The sequence below is a fragment of the Micromonospora sp. NBC_01412 genome, from assembly GCF_045040215.1.
Classification (GTDB): domain Bacteria; phylum Actinomycetota; class Actinomycetes; order Mycobacteriales; family Micromonosporaceae; genus Micromonospora; species Micromonospora rubida.
This window is the reverse complement of sequence record NZ_CP109528.1, coordinates 3,855,999-3,871,446: the sequence shown is the minus strand read 5'-3', so window position 1 is coordinate 3,871,446 and position 15,448 is coordinate 3,855,999. Positions and strand designations below refer to the sequence as shown.

At 74.7% G+C, this 15,448-nt stretch carries 12 protein-coding genes and 1 tRNA gene; 6 read left to right on the top strand and 7 right to left on the bottom strand.

Annotated elements, in window-relative coordinates; translation table 11 throughout:
- Positions 1-25 precede the first annotated feature (25 nt).
- Genes OG617_RS17865 through eccD form a run of 4 tightly spaced genes read left to right on the top strand, consistent with a single transcriptional unit; the run spans position 26 to position 5,279 of the window.
- Positions 26-1,135 (top strand): hypothetical protein, encoded by a 1,110-nt coding sequence (locus OG617_RS17865; RefSeq protein WP_405103217.1) that lies wholly within the window; start codon positions 26-28, stop codon positions 1,133-1,135.
- 3 nt (positions 1,136-1,138) lie between these two features.
- Positions 1,139-3,550 carry a WXG100 family type VII secretion target gene (locus OG617_RS17860; protein ID WP_405103215.1) on the top strand — a complete coding sequence of 804 codons (2,412 nt, stop codon included), beginning with the start codon at positions 1,139-1,141 and terminating at the stop codon, positions 3,548-3,550.
- A gap of 56 nt (positions 3,551-3,606) precedes the next feature.
- Positions 3,607-3,909: a YbaB/EbfC family nucleoid-associated protein gene (locus tag OG617_RS17855; protein ID WP_405103213.1), complete on the top strand. Its 303-nt coding sequence runs from the start codon at positions 3,607-3,609 to the stop codon at positions 3,907-3,909.
- The gene (gene eccD, locus OG617_RS17850; protein WP_405103211.1) at positions 3,906-5,279 is read left to right on the top strand and encodes a type VII secretion integral membrane protein EccD; all 1,374 of its coding nucleotides are present in this window, start codon (positions 3,906-3,908) and stop codon (positions 5,277-5,279) included. Before OG617_RS17855 ends, eccD begins: the two co-directional genes overlap by 4 nt.
- Here the strand turns inward: eccD and OG617_RS17845 are convergent.
- Positions 5,276-6,316 (bottom strand): type VII secretion protein EccE, encoded by a 1,041-nt coding sequence (locus OG617_RS17845; RefSeq protein WP_405103209.1) that lies wholly within the window; start codon positions 6,314-6,316, stop codon positions 5,276-5,278. The two genes, eccD and OG617_RS17845, sit on opposite strands and share 4 nt — an antisense overlap.
- Before the next feature lie 152 nt (positions 6,317-6,468).
- On the opposite strand from OG617_RS17845, the gene eccB reads away from it, so the two are divergent.
- Both eccB and OG617_RS17835 read left to right on the top strand, forming a co-directional pair.
- Positions 6,469-7,911 (top strand): type VII secretion protein EccB, encoded by a 1,443-nt coding sequence (gene eccB, locus OG617_RS17840; RefSeq protein WP_405103207.1) that lies wholly within the window; start codon positions 6,469-6,471, stop codon positions 7,909-7,911.
- A 5-nt stretch (positions 7,912-7,916) separates the two neighbouring features.
- Complete coding sequence (locus OG617_RS17835; RefSeq protein ID WP_405103205.1) at positions 7,917-8,558, top strand: response regulator; 642 nt, start codon at positions 7,917-7,919, stop codon at positions 8,556-8,558.
- 250 nt (positions 8,559-8,808) lie between these two features.
- On the opposite strand, the gene OG617_RS17830 is transcribed toward OG617_RS17835, so the two are convergent.
- The 6 genes from OG617_RS17830 to OG617_RS17805 all read right to left on the bottom strand — a co-directional run bounded on the left by OG617_RS17830 (position 8,809) and on the right by OG617_RS17805 (position 15,374).
- Positions 8,809-8,882, bottom strand: a tRNA-Ala gene (locus OG617_RS17830).
- A gap of 178 nt (positions 8,883-9,060) precedes the next feature.
- Complete coding sequence (locus OG617_RS17825) at positions 9,061-9,855, bottom strand: hypothetical protein (RefSeq protein WP_405103203.1); 795 nt, start codon at positions 9,853-9,855, stop codon at positions 9,061-9,063.
- A 179-nt stretch (positions 9,856-10,034) separates the two neighbouring features.
- Positions 10,035-10,676 (bottom strand): GNAT family N-acetyltransferase, encoded by a 642-nt coding sequence (locus OG617_RS17820; RefSeq protein ID WP_405103773.1) that lies wholly within the window; start codon positions 10,674-10,676, stop codon positions 10,035-10,037.
- A 61-nt stretch (positions 10,677-10,737) separates the two neighbouring features.
- On the bottom strand, positions 10,738-12,042 hold the full coding sequence (glp, locus tag OG617_RS17815) for a gephyrin-like molybdotransferase Glp (protein ID WP_396683686.1): 1,305 nt from the start codon (positions 12,040-12,042) through the stop codon (positions 10,738-10,740).
- The gene (locus OG617_RS17810) at positions 12,039-12,998 is read right to left on the bottom strand and encodes a UTP--glucose-1-phosphate uridylyltransferase (RefSeq protein ID WP_405103201.1); all 960 of its coding nucleotides are present in this window, start codon (positions 12,996-12,998) and stop codon (positions 12,039-12,041) included. The genes glp and OG617_RS17810 overlap by 4 nt, the downstream gene beginning before the upstream one ends.
- 9 nt (positions 12,999-13,007) lie before the next feature.
- Entirely contained in the window at positions 13,008-15,374 is a 2,367-nt protein-coding gene (locus OG617_RS17805; protein ID WP_405103199.1) for a diguanylate cyclase, read from the bottom strand.
- Positions 15,375-15,448 lie beyond the last annotated feature (74 nt).

The window sequence follows — 15,448 nt, the reverse complement described above, 5'->3', positions numbered from 1 at the left end:
GACGTGACGCCGAGAGAGGTGCGCCGTGTTTGACATCCCCAACTCGGGTGCGATGGATGCCGCCGCCGGCGGACGCGGGCCCGGCACAGTCGCGCTGCCCTCGATCGTGGGCGGTGACCCGGCGGCGATCCTCGCCCACGCCGCGGCGTTGACCGCGCGGGTGACCCGGCTGGTCACCCTCCTCGCCGACCTGGAACGCGCCCGCGAGCAGCTCCGTGAGGTGTGGTCCGCCGGGTCGGCGAGCGAATCCGTGGTGCAGAAGCTGAACAGCTCCTTCGCCAGCTTCCAGAAGATCATCGAGACCGTGTTCGCCGGCGTCCGCGAACTGGAGGGCGCCGCCGCGCAACTGACCACCGCGCAGATGGGGTACCGGGCGGTGGTCGGCGCGACCAACCCGACGGTCGCCGCGCTGATGTCCAACCCGTACACCCAGGCGGCCGGACGGGCGCTCGCGGTCAGCACCACCGGGATCCTCAAGGCCTTCCTCACCGGCATCGGCGGCATCCTCACCGCCATCGGAGTGACCAACCTCGGCCAGATCCTGACCGGTTTGGCCACCATCGTCGGCCAGGTCGAGCAGTTGTTCTCGAAGAACAACGACGGCGGTTCGTCACCCGCCCCGGCGTTGCCGGCCGGCAGCGCGGGCAACCCGGTGCTCGCGCCACCAGCGATGGCCAGCATCGCCACCGGGACGGGGCAGGCGGCCCTGGGCGGCGGCTACGGCACGGGCGGCTACGGCATGCCGTCGTTCAACGGCGCGGGCTACCCGGCCGGCGGGTCGATGAACACCTACACCCCGTCGGCGCTCGGCACCGACCAGTGGGTCGCGGTCCAGCCCGGGCAGTCCTCGCTCCCCTCCGGTGGGGCGCCGGTGACGATGACGCCCACCGGCCCGGTGCAGACCCTGCCGATCCCACCGGCCGCGCCGGCTGACGTGGTCGCACCCGCCCCGGCCGGCTCCGGTGGTGACGACGACGTGACGATCACGGCCAGCAAGGGCGACCTGTCGGTGACCGTCGAGGTGCCGGTGGACACCGGGCGCGCGTTCGACATCGAGGTCACCGCCAGCTCCGGCGGGCAGACCGTCGACGCCGACATCAGCGTCGGTGCCGACGGCTCGGTCAAGGTGGACTGACCGGTGACCGGCGTCCTTCCCGTCCTTGGCGGGGGCACCACCATGGATCTGTCCGGAGTCCTGTCCTGGCTGCTCGACCGGTACGCCACGGTGCTCGCCGAGTACCGCCGGCAGATCACCGGCGACCCGGCCGGGCTGCGGGCCACGGCCCAGTCCTATCTCGCGATCGCCGACCGGACGGCGGGCGTCTCCGGCGAACTGGTCCGCCGCCACTCCGGCCTCGCGGTGCACTGGTACGGCTCCGCGTACGACGCTTTCGGCTCCGCCTCCGGCCGGGTCACCGGCGGGCTCGACGGCATCGAGGCGCGGCTGCGCCGGCACGCCGCGGCGATGGAGCGCGCGGCCGGCGGGTTGGAGGCGGCGGCCGGCACCGGCGACGTGATCATCGCCCGGTTCCGGGCGAACGCCCAACTCCTGGTGGCCGCCGCCCGGGCGGTGCCGATCAGCCAGATCCCCGCGCTGCTGGGGCAGGCCCGGAGCATCGGAGAGCAGGCGGTCACCGCGATGCGCGGTGTGTACGACCGGCTCGGTGAAGTGTTGGCGCAGGTCGCCACCGAACTCGGCGGGCCGTCCGCCGCGGGCGCCGCCGGGTCGGCCGCCGCGGCCGGCGCCGACGGACGTACCGCCGGGGAGACTGTGCGGGCCGCGCTCGCCGGGGACGTCTCTCCGACGCAGTTCCGCCAGGCCATGGCGCAGCTCGCCGTGATCACCGACCGGGTACGCGCCAGCCAACCACCGTCCGCCGCGGACAAGGCCTTCCTCACCTCGTTCTACGGCGCGCTCGGCGATCGGGTGTTCGACCTGCCGGGCTACCTCAACGCCACCGAGTACCGCTATCAGACCAGCCTGTTCGGCATCTTCGGGGAGACCGCCCCGGGTTTCGCCCCCGCCGACCGGCAGGCGATGCTGCGGACCGTCGGCAACGGCATCCTGACCCTGTCGCAGGATCCGGCCGACCTGCCCGCCGCGATCCGCGATCTGGTGCACGAGCGGGCGACCACCGAGACCAACATCGGCACCAGCTCGTTCGGCTTCAGCCAGGAGTTGCCGTCGACGCCGGGCCGCGCGCCGCTGACCGGGGTGTTCGGCGAGACGGTCTACACCAACCGGCTCGACGTGCCCCGCTACGCCCAGTGGGAGGCGCTGTCCCAGCTGACCGGCGCGGCCGACCGGAACCTCGTCGGCGGGGCCGACTACTCCGCCGCGGTGACCCGTCGGGTCGGCGAGATGGCCGACGTCACCCAGCGACTCGACGACCTCTCCCGGCACAACCCCCACCAGCCCGGGTACTACGTCTCGACCAACGACGCGGTGCTCTGGGACAAGCCGCGAGTGGACACGACGCTGACCAACCTGCTCGACGTGTCCACCCGCAACCACGTCGCCGACGCGGCGTTGGCCGGCGACGGCGCGACACTGCGACGACTGGCCTGCTTCGGGTGGGCGGACGACGGCGCCACCGCCGGCCGGGTCGTCGACTGGATCGGTGCCGGGACCGCCGATCCCGCCGAGCACGACCTGGCCCGCGGGGCGTACGTGAACCTCACCCAGACGATCACCGACCCGGCGTCGTACCCGCAGACGCTGACCGCGATGCGGGAGAACCCGCACTTCGCCGAGGCGATCGCCCGGGCCACCGTGCCGAACATGGACCTGTACGCCCAGCCCCTCGACGGGCTGGACACCAACCCGGCGGCGCAGCAGCTGGGCAGCACCGACGCCCGGCACATGCTGATGCTCGGCCAGGTCACCCAGGGCGGTCGCGACGAGATCAACGCGGCCGCCGACCTGTACCAGGAGTACCTGCTGCGGCAGGCCGACGCCGGAACGATCCCGATGGAGCAGGCCGGACGGTACGCCGGCAACGTGGACGGCCTGACCAACGCCGCGGCGGCCAACGCGATCTGGCACGCCAACGTGCAGGACGCCGAGCAGGCCACCCGGACCGCGCAGGAGTCGTACGCCCGGCAGGTGGCGATCACCAACGCGGTCAAGGACGTGGTCGGATTCGGGGTCGGCAAGCTGCCGGAGGTCGGTTCGTTCGCCGGTTTCGCCTTCGGGCAGGCGGCCAACGTCGTCACTGGTGCCATGCAGGCGCCCGCTCCGGTGCTTCCGCAGGGCCTGCCCGCCGACGTGTTCCACCATCCGCAGTTCACCGGTAACGGGACCGTCTACACGGCCGCCGGTGACCTCGCCAGTTACGAGCTACGTACCGGCGGATCGGCGCCGAGCGTGCCAGTGGGGACGGGGTACGGCGCTGCCGCCGAAGAGGCCGTACGGTGGGCTCGGGCCGACCCGGGCCGGGCCGACTACATCGACGCTTACTCCACCGCCGCGCAGTACGTGTATCTCGGAAACCTTGCCACGCATACTCGTGAGTCGATCCAATTCGACGTGCAGGGGCGGCGACCGTAGCTCGGGTGGCGGATGCGGCACCGGCCGGCGGCGGACACCGGAAGGGAAGACGACAGATGGAACCGGCGATCGAGGATCTGCTTGCCCAGGTGCGCGAGCAGCAGCAGCGGATCGAGGACATCCAACGCTCGGTGGCGACCCTGGAGCTGACCGGGTACGCCGGAAACGGCGACGTGACCGTGAAGCTCAAGGGCGACGGCCGGTTCACCGACGTGACCATCGACCCGCAGGTGCTGCGCCGGTACGACGCGCACACCCTCGGCCAACTCGTGCTGGAGGCGGTGAACGACGGCCTGGCCAAGCTCGCATCGGCCAATGAGGCGCGGTACGCCCCGCTGCTCGGCGAGGCGCAGCAGTGACCACTGCGATCGCTCCCCGGCGGGTAACCGTGGTGGCGCCACATGCCCGCCTCGACGTGTCGTTGCCGGTGCAGAGCACCGTGGCGGAGTTGCTTCCGCAACTGGTCCGGCTGCTGGCCACGAACGCCGACCGGACCGGCGGGGTCGGCTGGGAACTGCGCCGTTTCGGTGGCCCGCCGCTGGACGGCGCGGTCACGGTCAGCAGTGCTGGGATGCGCGACGGCGAGGTGCTCTACCTGGGTACGGTCGACCGGCGGGCCACCCCGATGCTCTTCGACGACGTGGTGGATGCGATCGCGAGCGCCGCTGCGGACCGGCCCGGCGTGTGGCGGGCGGCGACGTCGCGGAGAGTCGGCGGTGCCGTCGCCGCGCTGGCCTTCACCGCGGTCGCGGTCGCGGTCGGATACAGCGGGCTGGCCGCGCTGACCACCGCGCTGCTCGCCGGCGTCCTGGCCCTGGCGCTGTTGGTCTCTGGCGGGGCGGTGTCGCGGGCGTTCGGCGACCGGGGGCTCGGCGCGGCGGTGGCCGCCGGTGGCGTCCCGGCCGCGATGATCGGCGGGCTGTCGGTGACCGGTGGTCTGGACGCGGCGATGGGACTGACCGCGGGCCGGTTGGCCCTGGCCTGCGCGGCGGCCACCCTCTACACGGCGCTGGCCGCCGTGGTGGTGGCGGAACAGCGGTTCGCCGCCGCCGCGGTGGCCGCCGCGGTCGGCAGCCTCGGCGCGCTCGCCGGCCTGCTCACCACCGCCTCACCCGCCTCGGTCGCGGCGGTCACCTGCTGCGCGGCCGTGATGGCCAGCCCGACGCTGCCGATGCTCGCGCTGCGGCTCGGCCGGCTGCCGCTACCCGGCGTGCCGACCGACGCGGAGGCGTTCCGCCGGGACGAGCGGCCCACCCTCGGGCCCGAGGTGGTCGGTGACACCGAGACCGCCGGGCGGGTCCTGACCGGTCTGTTGTGCGGTCTGGCGGTCATCGTGGCCTGCTGCGCCGGGGTGCTCCTGCTGACCGGCGGCCACTGGGCGTGGGCCCTGGCCGGACTGGCCGGCGCCGTGCTGCTGCTGCGCGCTCGCGCCTACGTCGGCCTTGGCCAGCGGGCGGCGCTGCTGCTCGCCGGCGCCGGGTCGGTGCTCGGCCTGGCCGCCCGGGCGGGCCTGGCCGGCGGCCCCGGGACGCGGCTGTTCCTCGCCGCGCTGCTCCTGGTGACCGGGGTGGTCTGCGCGACGTACGCAGTCCGGGCGGCTGCCAACACTCCGTCGCCGTACTGGGGCCGGCTGCTCGACGTGGTCGAGTTCCTGGCGCTGGTCAGCCTGGTGCCGGTGGCGGGGGCGGTGCTCGACATCTACGGCGCGGTACGCGCATGGGGCGGCTAACCCGTCGGCAGGCCAGCCAGCGGCAGCGTCTCCCACGCCGCCTCGGCATGCGCCCCGTCCAGTGGCACGAGGCTCCCGTCGAATCCGGCGGTGGCCTGCCGGGCCACGCCAGCGACCGCCTCCCGGGCCGGCCCGGCGGGCACTGCGACCCGGATCAGCACCGTGCTGCGGGTGCCACCGCCCCGCTGCCGGTCCCACCGCACCGACACGGCGCTGACCAGGGCCGGTGCGGCGGCGTGCCGGCGCAGCAGCGTCGCCACCTCGACCAGGCTTCGGGCCGCCCGGCGTGGTCGGTAGCAGACCTGGTGCAGCATGCCCAGCGACCAGTGGTGCCAGGTCTCGGTGCCCGGATCATCTGCGCGCCGAGGGTCGACGCCGAGCACGGTGGCCCATGCGTCGCGCAGTTGACCGCCGTCGAGCGCGGTGACCTGATGCCCGGCGGCGCGCAGGTCGGCGGCGAGCCGCAGCGCGGCGGTGCTGGCGGCCCGCACCGCGCCGGGCTGGCCGCCGCCCCGGGCCCGCACCGCCCGGACGGCCGTCTCGGGGTCGAGCCGGATGGCGATCCACCGGGCCGCGTTGCCGGTGCCGGGGGAGCACCAGTCGACCAGTTGCGCACCGGCCAGCGGCAGGTCGGGATCGTCGTAGCGGGCCACCAGCCGGCGCAGCAGGTCGTCGAGGTCGCCGTCGGGTTCGGCGCGCAGCAGCGCGCTCCACGAGTTGCCGTCGCCGGCCAGCCCGACCCGGTTGCCCGCTCGGTCCGCGTCGGTGCGGGTCCGCAGGGCGGGCAGCGCCGGCAACGCACGTCGGGCGCGGCGCCGGAAGCGGTGCCGGACGACCGCCCAGTCGGGCAGCCATCGGCCGCGCCAACGCACCCCGGTACCGATCACCACGACCGCAGCCGCCCCGGCGGCCGTGCCGCCGGCCGCGTCGTACGGGCCACCGGCGGCCACCGCGCCCAGCACCGCCGTCTGCCAGAGCACCAACCGGCCGACGCCGAGCCCGAGCCAGCTGCGCTGCCCCACGGGCGGTACGGGCATCGGTGGCACGCCACGGTGCCGCACCGTACTGAGCGGCGTCGAGGTGGCCGGTGCGGCTGGTGGCATGGCGCGGCTCCCTGGGCTCGAACTCGTCGTCGATCCATAAGTTCTAGTGCACCGGGTGTACATCGCACCATGGCGGGGAGGAACTGATGTGGACACAGCGGGACCAACTGCAGGCGTACCAGTTCCTGCGCCGCCGCCTCGTCTCGGCGCTACAGGTCGGCGACGCCAACCATCCGGTGTCGCCGAGCCGTCGCCTGGTCATCGGGTGTGCGCTCGGCGCCGCGGCGGCCCTGCTGGTGACCGCCGGCTTCGGCGTGTACGGGTTCCTGCGGCCCGGCGCGAACACCGACTGGCGCAAGCCCGGCCAGGTGGTGATTGATAAGGACACCGGCGCGGCGTACGTAATGGGTGCCGACAGGTTGCTGCATCCGATGCTCAACTACGCCTCGGCGCGACTGCTCGCCGGCGGCGACGGCACCGCGACCAGCAGGGTGTCGAGCAAGTCCCTGGCGGGTGCGCCGCGTGGCGTACCGCTCGGGATTCCGGGCGCGCCGTCGTCGTTGCCGACCCGGGATCGGCTGCTGACCACGCCGTTCACCGTCTGCGCGCAGACCGCGCAAGGACGGCCGGCGGGTACCCCGCCGGTCACCACGGCGCTGGCGGGGGTGCCGCCGGTGGGTACCGAGGTGGGCGCGGCGAGGGCGCTGCTGGTCGCCAGCCCGGACGGCGCCGAGCACGCGTTGGTGGCCGGGCGCCGGCACCGGATCGCCGACCCGGCCACGGCGGTGGCCCTCGGCTACGACGCGGTACGCCCGCTGCCGGTCAGCGCGGCCTGGCTGAGCGCGGTGATCGCCGGTCCGGACCTGCGGCTGATCACGGTGGCCGGAGTGGGCTCCGAGGGGCCCCGGATCGGTGGCCAGCTCACCCGGGTCGGCCAGGTGCTCGCCGCCACGAACGTCGGCACCGAGCCTCGCTACTACCTGGTCCGCGCCGACGGGCTGCTGGCGATCGGGCAGACCGAGGCGGCGCTGGTGCTCGGCAATCCGGCCAACCGGGCGGCGTACCCGGGCGGCGCGGCGCGCGAGATCGGGGTGACTACGGCCGACGTGGCGCAGTCGCGGCCGGTGACCGGTACGGCTGCGGACTACCCGGCCCGGCTTGCCCCGCCGGTCGAGGTTTCCGGCGAAGGGGTCGCGGTGTGCGCGACGTTGGACGGTGACGGGGCGGTGATCAGACTTGGTTCCTCGACCGGTGTGCCGGCCGGGGCGGCACCGGTCGCTGCCGGCGGCGGCTCCCGGGCCGACGTGGTGTTCGTGCCGGCCGGCCGGGCCGCGGTCCTGCGCGAGCAGCCGACACCGCAGGCCGTTCTCGGCACCGTCTTCCTCCTCACCGACCAGGGCGTGCGGCATCCGATTTCGGACGGCAACGCGTTGAAGGCACTTGGTTACGGGGCGGTCCGGCCCACTCCGGTGCCGCCGAGCGTGCTGGCCCTGTTCCCCACCGGCCCGGTGCTGGAGCCGGCCGCCGCCCAGCGGCCCGCGGCCCCGGTCGCGGTTCGATCGGCGGCCGGCACGGGGGAAACGAGGTGACCGGGGTGACGACGATCGAGGTGTCGGTGGTGGAGGACCATCCCCTCTACCGGGCGGCGCTGGTCCGCGCGCTCGGGGACGCACCGGACGTCCTGGTCACTACCACCGCCAGGTCGGTGGAGGAGTTCGCGGCGTACCGGCAGCCCGGGGGCGGGGTGGTGATCCTCGACCTGAGGCTGCCGGGGGTACGCGACGCGGCGGCGGTGGTCGCGGTCACCGGCATGGGCCACCGGGTGCTGGTGGTGTCCGCGCACGGTGACCAGTCCGATGTGCTCGGCGCGATCGCCGCCGGGGCCCGCGGGTACCTGACCAAGGACGCTGACGCCGACGAGATCCTCCGGGCGGTACGGGAGATCGCCGCCGGCAACACCTACGTGTCGCCGACCCTGGCCTCGATCCTGCTGGACTCGTCCCGTGGTCGGCAGCCGCTGTACCGGGTACCGCTGTCCGGCCGGGAGCGTCAGGTGCTGTCGCTGCTGGCCGCCGGTGAACGGGACCAGGACATCGCGGAGGCACTGGCGATCAGCGTCCGTACGGTGCGGTCCCACCTGGACCGGATCCGGGAGAAGACGGGACGCCGGCGGCGGCCGGACTTGACCCGACTGGCGATCGAGGAAGGTATCGCCGCACCGGCACAGAACCACTGACGGCCCGGTTGATCCCCCGGACTGTGGGGGGGCGGCGGGCTCGTGGACCTGGTCGATTCACACCCCGCTGAGTCCTGGTGACTCGCCCGGCAGGTCGGCGGCCGACGGAGTCGCCAGGACTCAGCGGCCACCCGATCCGCCCTCAAGCGCCTCGGCGAGCAGTTCGACACCTGATCCACTGCTGCACTTCACTGCTGTACAAGATTGAAAAAGGCCGTCTCCCACTACGGGAAACGGCCTTTGAACTGGGTGGAGCTGAGGGGATTCGAACCCCTGACCCCCTCGATGCGAACGAGGTGCGCTACCGGACTGCGCCACAGCCCCTCCGCCGGCGAACCGGCTTCGGTCCCACCCGGCTTTCACCGTGCGGGCCGGCAGCAAGACTAACAGCACACCCGTCCGCCGAGCGAATCCGCCCCACCCACTCGGCGGATCTTGGTAGGAAACAGCCCCCGGAGGGGCCGAAATCTTCCAAGATCGCCCCGGAACCCACGAACGGGGGTCAGGCCGTGTGGGAGGTGCGGCCCGACTGGTACGGGCGGCCCCGCAGGCCGCCCGTACGCCGGTACGACACCGATCCGCCGCTGGCCGCGGGCGGCAGGTCGGCCGGGCGGTCCAGGCCCATCGCCGTGCGGCGTACCGCCTCGCGCTGGGCCGCCAGGCGGCGGTGCGCCTCCCGACGGGCCGCCGCCCGGCGGGCCTGCTCGCGGCGCACCTCGGCCTGCCGGGCGGCCAGCCACGCCGTCTCCCGGGCCTGGGCCCGCCGCCGCCGGCGCTCGACCAGCGCCAGCTTGCGCAGGTGTACGACGTACGTCACCAACAGTGTCGCGGTGACCGAGAAGCTGATCCAGAACCCGGGGCCGAGCACGACCACGCCGATCAGCTCGACGAAGTTGAGCAGCAGCAGGGCGGCCAGCACCCGACGGCGGCGGTAGATCGCCGGGGTGTGCTGGCGACGCCGGGGCGCGGCCCGTCGACGGGACTTCGCCGACGACGGGACGGCGCTCAACCGACGCCGTCGGCGGCTCGCGGCGGGCGGCGCGGAGACCGGAGCGGACAGGCCACCCGTGTTCGCGTCCTCGCTCAAGGTGACAACGAGCGCTCGGGAGGGGTTGACCGGCCGGCGGCCGGGGACAGTGCGGCCCCGCCGACGGCGCTGGAGCACCCTCGCCGTCGACTGCGCCCGCTCCGCCACCAGCCGCTCGGTGGCGTCGTACCGACGAACCAGCGCCGGCGCGAGGGCGAGCAGACCGGCTGCGGCGAGGACGGCGAGGAGCACCGAGGTCGGCACCCTCACCCCTCCCGTCACCGAGTTCGGGACAACCGCCGTACGGCCGCAGGATCTTCGACAAATCGCCTTCCGGGCGGTCGATCCTGCGGGCGGGCAACGCTTGCCGCAGCTTGCAGTTACTTGAGGTTACGGGCCGCCGACCGTCTTGATTGTGCGCCGCGCCGATCAGGCGCAGGTGGGCCGCTTCACCCTGCGGTCGCGCGCAGCCGGTGCCAGCGGGCCAGCAGGCCGCCCTCGGCGGCCACTTCCTCGCTGGTCATGGCGTATCCGATGTGGTCACGCCACGCACCGTCGATGTGCATGTAACGCACGTGGTACGACTCCTCACGGAAGCCCAGCTTCTCCACCACCCGGCGGGACGGCTTGTTCTCCGGCCGGATGTTCACCTCGATCCGGTGCAGCCCACCCGGGCCGAAGGCGTGGTCCACCGCAAGCGCCAGCGCGGTGGGGATGACCCCCTGCCCGGCGACCCGCGAGTCCACCCAGTATCCGGCGTACGCGGAGCAGAACGCCCGCCGGACCATGCTGCCGATGTTGAGGTGCCCGACCAGCCGCTCCCGCTCCTGCTCGCGCAGGCAGACCGCGAACGGCATCCCCTCGCCGGTGCGCGCCGAACGACGCTGGTCCCGGTGCACCCAGCGGAACGCGGCCGGCGAGTTCAGCTCGTCCCAGCTCCCGGGCAGCGCGGACTCCCAGGGGGCCAGCCAGACCCGGTTGGCGCGGCGCACCTCCGACCAGGCCGCCGCGTCCGAGCGCCGGTACGGCCGCAGCAGCACCGGACCGTCCGCGAGCACCACCGGCCAGCCCGGCGACCGCCCGGACCACAGAGAACTCACCGAGCCCGCCCTCCGCTCGCGACTGCGGGGCTCGCAAGCTCACTCCTCACGCTCACCGGCGCCGGTCCAGCAGGAGGACGTCCACGGTGGAGCCGGCGGCGGCGGCGGTGACCCGCTCGCCGAGCACCATCAGCCCGTTCGCCTCGGCCAGCCCGGACAGGGTGAACGGCCCGCCCGACAGCGGCTGGACGGTGTAGCCGCCGCCGCGCCGCTCGGCGACGTGCGCGGGCCGGAACTCGCGCAGGCCACCGGGCGAGGTGATGGTCTCCAGCAGGTGCGCGCGGACGCTCGGCCGGAACACCGGCTCGGCCCCGGCCAGCAGGTTGATGGCGGGACGGGCCAGCACCTCGAAGCCGATCAGCGCCGCGCCGGGCTCACCGGGAAGACAGACCACCGGCACCTCCTCAGCGCCGACCGTACCGAACCCGAGGGCGGTGCCGGGATAGAGGGCAACCTCGGTGAAGGTGACCGGCCCGGCCCGGCCGCCCTCCCGGCGGGACAGGATCCGGCGCACCATGTCACCCGGCCCGGTGCCGGTACCACCGGTGGTGATGATCAGGTCGGCGCGCAGGGTCTGGTCCTCCAGCAGCCCGCGCAGCCCCTCCGGGTCGTCGTCGCAGATGCCCACCCGGTACGCCAGCGCGCCGACCTCGGCCGCGGCGGCGGTCAGCGCGTGCGAGTTGGCGTCCACCACCTGGCCGGGCTGGCTGCCCCGGCCCACGTCGACCAGCTCGTCGCCGGTGGCCACGACCACCACCCGGGGGCAGGGCCGGACCACCACGTGCCCGATGCCGGTGGCGGCGAACACCGCGACCAGGGCCGGGGAGACGTACGTGCCGGCGCGGGCGAGCAGCGTCCCGGCGGGCAGTTCCTCACCGGCGCGGCGCACCCCGTACCCCCGCTTGGGGGTGCGGAAGATCTCCACGGCGGCCATGCCCTGGTCGGTCCACTCCACCGGCACCACCACGTCGGCGGTGACCGGCAGCGGCGCCCCGGCCGCGACGGAGAAGCAGGAGCCCGGGGTGAGCCGGACCGGGCGCCAGCTCGCCGCGCCGAGGTCCCCGACCACGTTCAGCCGCACGGTGCGGGACCCGGGCGGGCCGGGGTGGTACCCGGTGGCGCGGCCCGCACCGGAGAGGTCCTCCCAGCGGGCCGCGTACCCGTCCACGGCCGCCTGGTCGAAGGCCGGGAAGGAGTGCGGCGCGACGACGTCCTCGGCGAGGACGTTGCCGTACGCCTGGGTGAGGTCGAGGTCGAGCGGAGGCAGCGCGCGTAACCTGCGCAGCACGCTGCCCAGGTAGTCGGCGAGCGGCGTCAACTCGTTCGCGGCCGCCTCGGCGTCGGCCGTCGCTGTCATGTATTAGGACCGCCCGACGCGCCGGCGGCGACGAACTCACCGAGCCACTTGCGGAACTCGGCGCCGAGGTCCTCCCGCTCGGAGGCGATCTGCACCACGGTCTGCAGGTACCCCAGCGGCATGCCGGTGTCGTAGCGGGTGCCCCGGTAGACGATCGCGTGCACCGGCACGCCCTCGGTGCGCAGCAGCTCCATCGCGTCGGTGAGCTGGATCTCCCCGCCGCTGCCCGGCTTCGTCCGCCGGATCGCGTCGAAGATCCGCCCCGGCAGCACGTACCGGCCGAGAACGGCGAGGTTGCTCGGGGCGTCCTCCGGCTTCGGCTTCTCGACCATGCCGGTGACCTTCACGACCTCGCCGACGTCCGCCAGCTCCGGCTCGGCCGGCTCGACGGAGGCGATGCCGTACCGCTTCGTCTCGGACGGGTCGACCTCGAAGAAGGCCAGCACGACGCCACCGGTGCGGGCCTGAAGCTCCAGCATCGCCGGCAGCAGCGGCTCGGACGGCTTGACGAACTCGTCGCCGAGCAGCACCGCGAAGGGCTGGTCCCCGACGTGCGACTCGGCGTACCCGACGGCGTGGCCGAGGCCGAGCTGCTCGGGCTGGCGGCAGGTGTAGATCTCGGCCAGCTCGCTGGGCCCGCGCACGGCGGCGAGCCGCTCGGTGTCGCCCTTGGCCTCCAGCCGGGCCTCCAGGTCCGGCCGCCGGTCGAAGTGGTCCACCATCGATGTCTTGCCGCGCCCGGTGATCAGCAGCACGTCACCGATGCCGGCCTGGGTGGCCTCCTCGACGATGTACTGGAGCACCGGCCGGTCGACGACCGGCAGCAGCTCCTTGGGCACCGCCTTGGTCGCCGGCAGGAACCGCGTGGCCAGGCCTGCAGCGGGAATGACGGCCTTGACGGCGCGGGAACGACCGGTTGCGGCGGCCGGTGAGAGGTTCACTGAGTGCTCCGACATGTCGCGAGACTATCGGCCATGGGCGTGTCGCGACGGGTGAGGACCGGAAGACGCGCCGCCCGGCCCGGACCGCGCCACCGGCACCTCGGGCCGCCCGGCGTCGAGGTCGACCGGGCCGACCGCCGCCGTGACGCGGGCCGGGGAGTCCCGCCCGTCGATCGCCCCACCCGCCCGGGGCAGTCCGTCGGAGGGGCTGACCGCGGCGGCCGGCACGGCGATCTCCTCCACCGGGGGCCAGGGTCGCGCCTCGGCCAGCCGCCAGGTGTCCCGGCCGGCCGCCTTGGCCGCGTACAGGGCGGCGTCGGCGGCGTCGAGGACCTGCTGGCCGGTGGTGGCGTGGTCCGGGTACACGGCGATGCCGACGGAGACGGTCACCCCGATGGTCACCCCGCCGGACCCGTCCAACGCGACGGGGGCGTCCCGGACGGCCGCACCGAGCCGCTCGGCCACGATGGTCGCGCCCCGCGCGTCGGTCTCCGGCAGCAGCAGCACGAACTCCTCCCCGCCCTGGCGGAAGGCCAGGTCCACCTCGCGGATCTCGCCCCGGAGCCGGCGGGCGAACTCGGCGAGCACCGCGTCCCCGGCGGCGTGCCCCCAGGTGTCGTTGACCATCTTGAAGCGGTCCAGGTCCAGCGCGAGGACGCTGAGCATCCGGCCGAACCGGCTGGCCCGCTCCACCTCCCGGCGGATCGACTCGCGCAGGTAGCGGTAGTTCCACAGCCCGGTCAGCGGGTCGGTCAGCGACAGCCGCTGGGCCTCCTCGTGCACCCGGACGTTGTCCACCGCCACGGCCGCGTGCCCGGCGAAGGTGCGCAGGGTGACGAGATCGTCGTCGTCGAACTCGTCCCCGCCGAGCCGGTCGTAGAGGACCAGCACACCGAGCGCCGCCGCAGGCTCCGCGCCGGCCCGGTCGGCGAGGCCGCCGGGGGTGGCGAAGGGCACCGCGACGTACGTCTCGCAGCGCGGCTCCCCGGTCGGTTCGGCCGCCGGATCGACGCGGCCCCGGCACGGCTCACCGGTGGCCGCCACCGCGCCGACCACCCCGCGCCCCACCGGCACCCGCAGCGCCGCCGGGTCGGCACCGGCGGGCCGCGCCGAGTCGACGGCGACGGCGGCGTCGGCGGCGGCGTCGGCGGCGGCGTCGGCGGCGGCGGCGTCGGCGGCGTCGGCGTCGGCGGCGTCGGCGTCGGCGGACGGCGCCGGGTCGGTGGCGTCCGGCGGCGGCCCGGCGGCGGGCCAGCGCCCGTCCAGCCCTTCGGCGCACCGCCCCACCAGCACCCCGCCGTCGACCAGCAGCACCGCCCCGGCCCGGGCCCCGGTCGCGGCGATCGCGCTGTGCAGGATCACCCGCAGGATGCGTTGCAGGTCGTGGGTGCTGGCCAGGGTGTCGCCGAGCACCGCGAGATGCCCCCGTAACTGGTCCCGGCTGCTGGTGAGCGCCTGCACGTAGGAGTCGGTCTCCCGGGTCATCCGGTTGAACGCGGCGGCGAGCCGGCCGATCTCGTCGCGGCTGCGCACCGGCACCCGGGCGCCCAGGTCGCCGCGGGCCACCCGGTCCACCGCGCCGGCCAGCTCCACCAGCGGCCGGGTGGTGACCCGGGCCAGCCGCCACGCCACCGCCACCGCCAGCAGCCCGGCCAGCACCACCGCGCCGACCAGCGCCGCGTACAGGCCGGGGGGCTGCTCGCTGGGCACGGAGAGCACCAGCGGCAGCGGCTGCCCCGGCGACGGGCCCACCCGGCGGACGTACCGGCCGTCCAGGGTCTCGGTGACCCGGTCCCCGGTGACCTTCCGCGCGGCGGTGAGGACCGCGTCGCGTACCCCCGGGGCCTCGGTGGTGTGCGCGACGCCGCCGGCGGCGTCGAGGAGGGTGACCGCGACACCGGTCACCGCCGCCAGCCGGGCCACGAAGCCCGGGTCGACCGGCTGGGCCGCGGCGACCGCGCCCAGGTCGGCGCCGGCCCGGTCGCGCAGCCCGACCCGCGCGGTGAGCGCGCGGACCGGCCCTCCGGCTGGGTCGTCGGCGGAGCAGTCCCGCCAGGGCCCGGCCGGGGCGCCGGGGGTGGTGTAGAGGACTCCGCCGGCCACGTCGCTGACCAGCACGGCGGCGGCCAGGCCCCGGCTCACCACCTGACCGGCCGCGTCGGGCCGCCCGGCCTGGTCGGCGACGAGGGCGACCGCGTCGGCCGCCGCGCGCAACTGCTGGCAGAGGGCATCGACCGAGGTACGCACGCTCGCCGCGGCCAGCCCGAGCCGTTCCGCCGAGCGGCTGCGGTCGACGGCCGCCATGGTCGAGCCGACGAAGAGCGCGCCGAGCAGGACCGGGCCGAGTACCACCGCGAGGAAGGCTGCCGTCAACCGCCCGCGTAGCGTCAACGCTTCCCCCCGGAAGTTCCGCGCCCGATGCTAGCGATGTTGACACAGTGCGACCGGGTGAGAGACGTTGCGTC

Coding starts and splice junctions, on each gene's coding strand:
- OG617_RS17855 (WP_405103213.1), top strand. CDS start 3,607: ATGGAACCGGCGATCGAGGATCTGCTTGCCCAGGTGCGCGAGCAGCAG.
- OG617_RS17845 (WP_405103209.1), bottom strand. CDS start 6,316: ATGCCCGTACCGCCCGTGGGGCAGCGCAGCTGGCTCGGGCTCGGCGTC.
- eccB (WP_405103207.1), top strand. CDS start 6,469: ATGTGGACACAGCGGGACCAACTGCAGGCGTACCAGTTCCTGCGCCGC.
- glp (WP_396683686.1), bottom strand. CDS start 12,042: ATGACAGCGACGGCCGACGCCGAGGCGGCCGCGAACGAGTTGACGCCG.
- OG617_RS17810 (WP_405103201.1), bottom strand. CDS start 12,998: ATGTCGGAGCACTCAGTGAACCTCTCACCGGCCGCCGCAACCGGTCGT.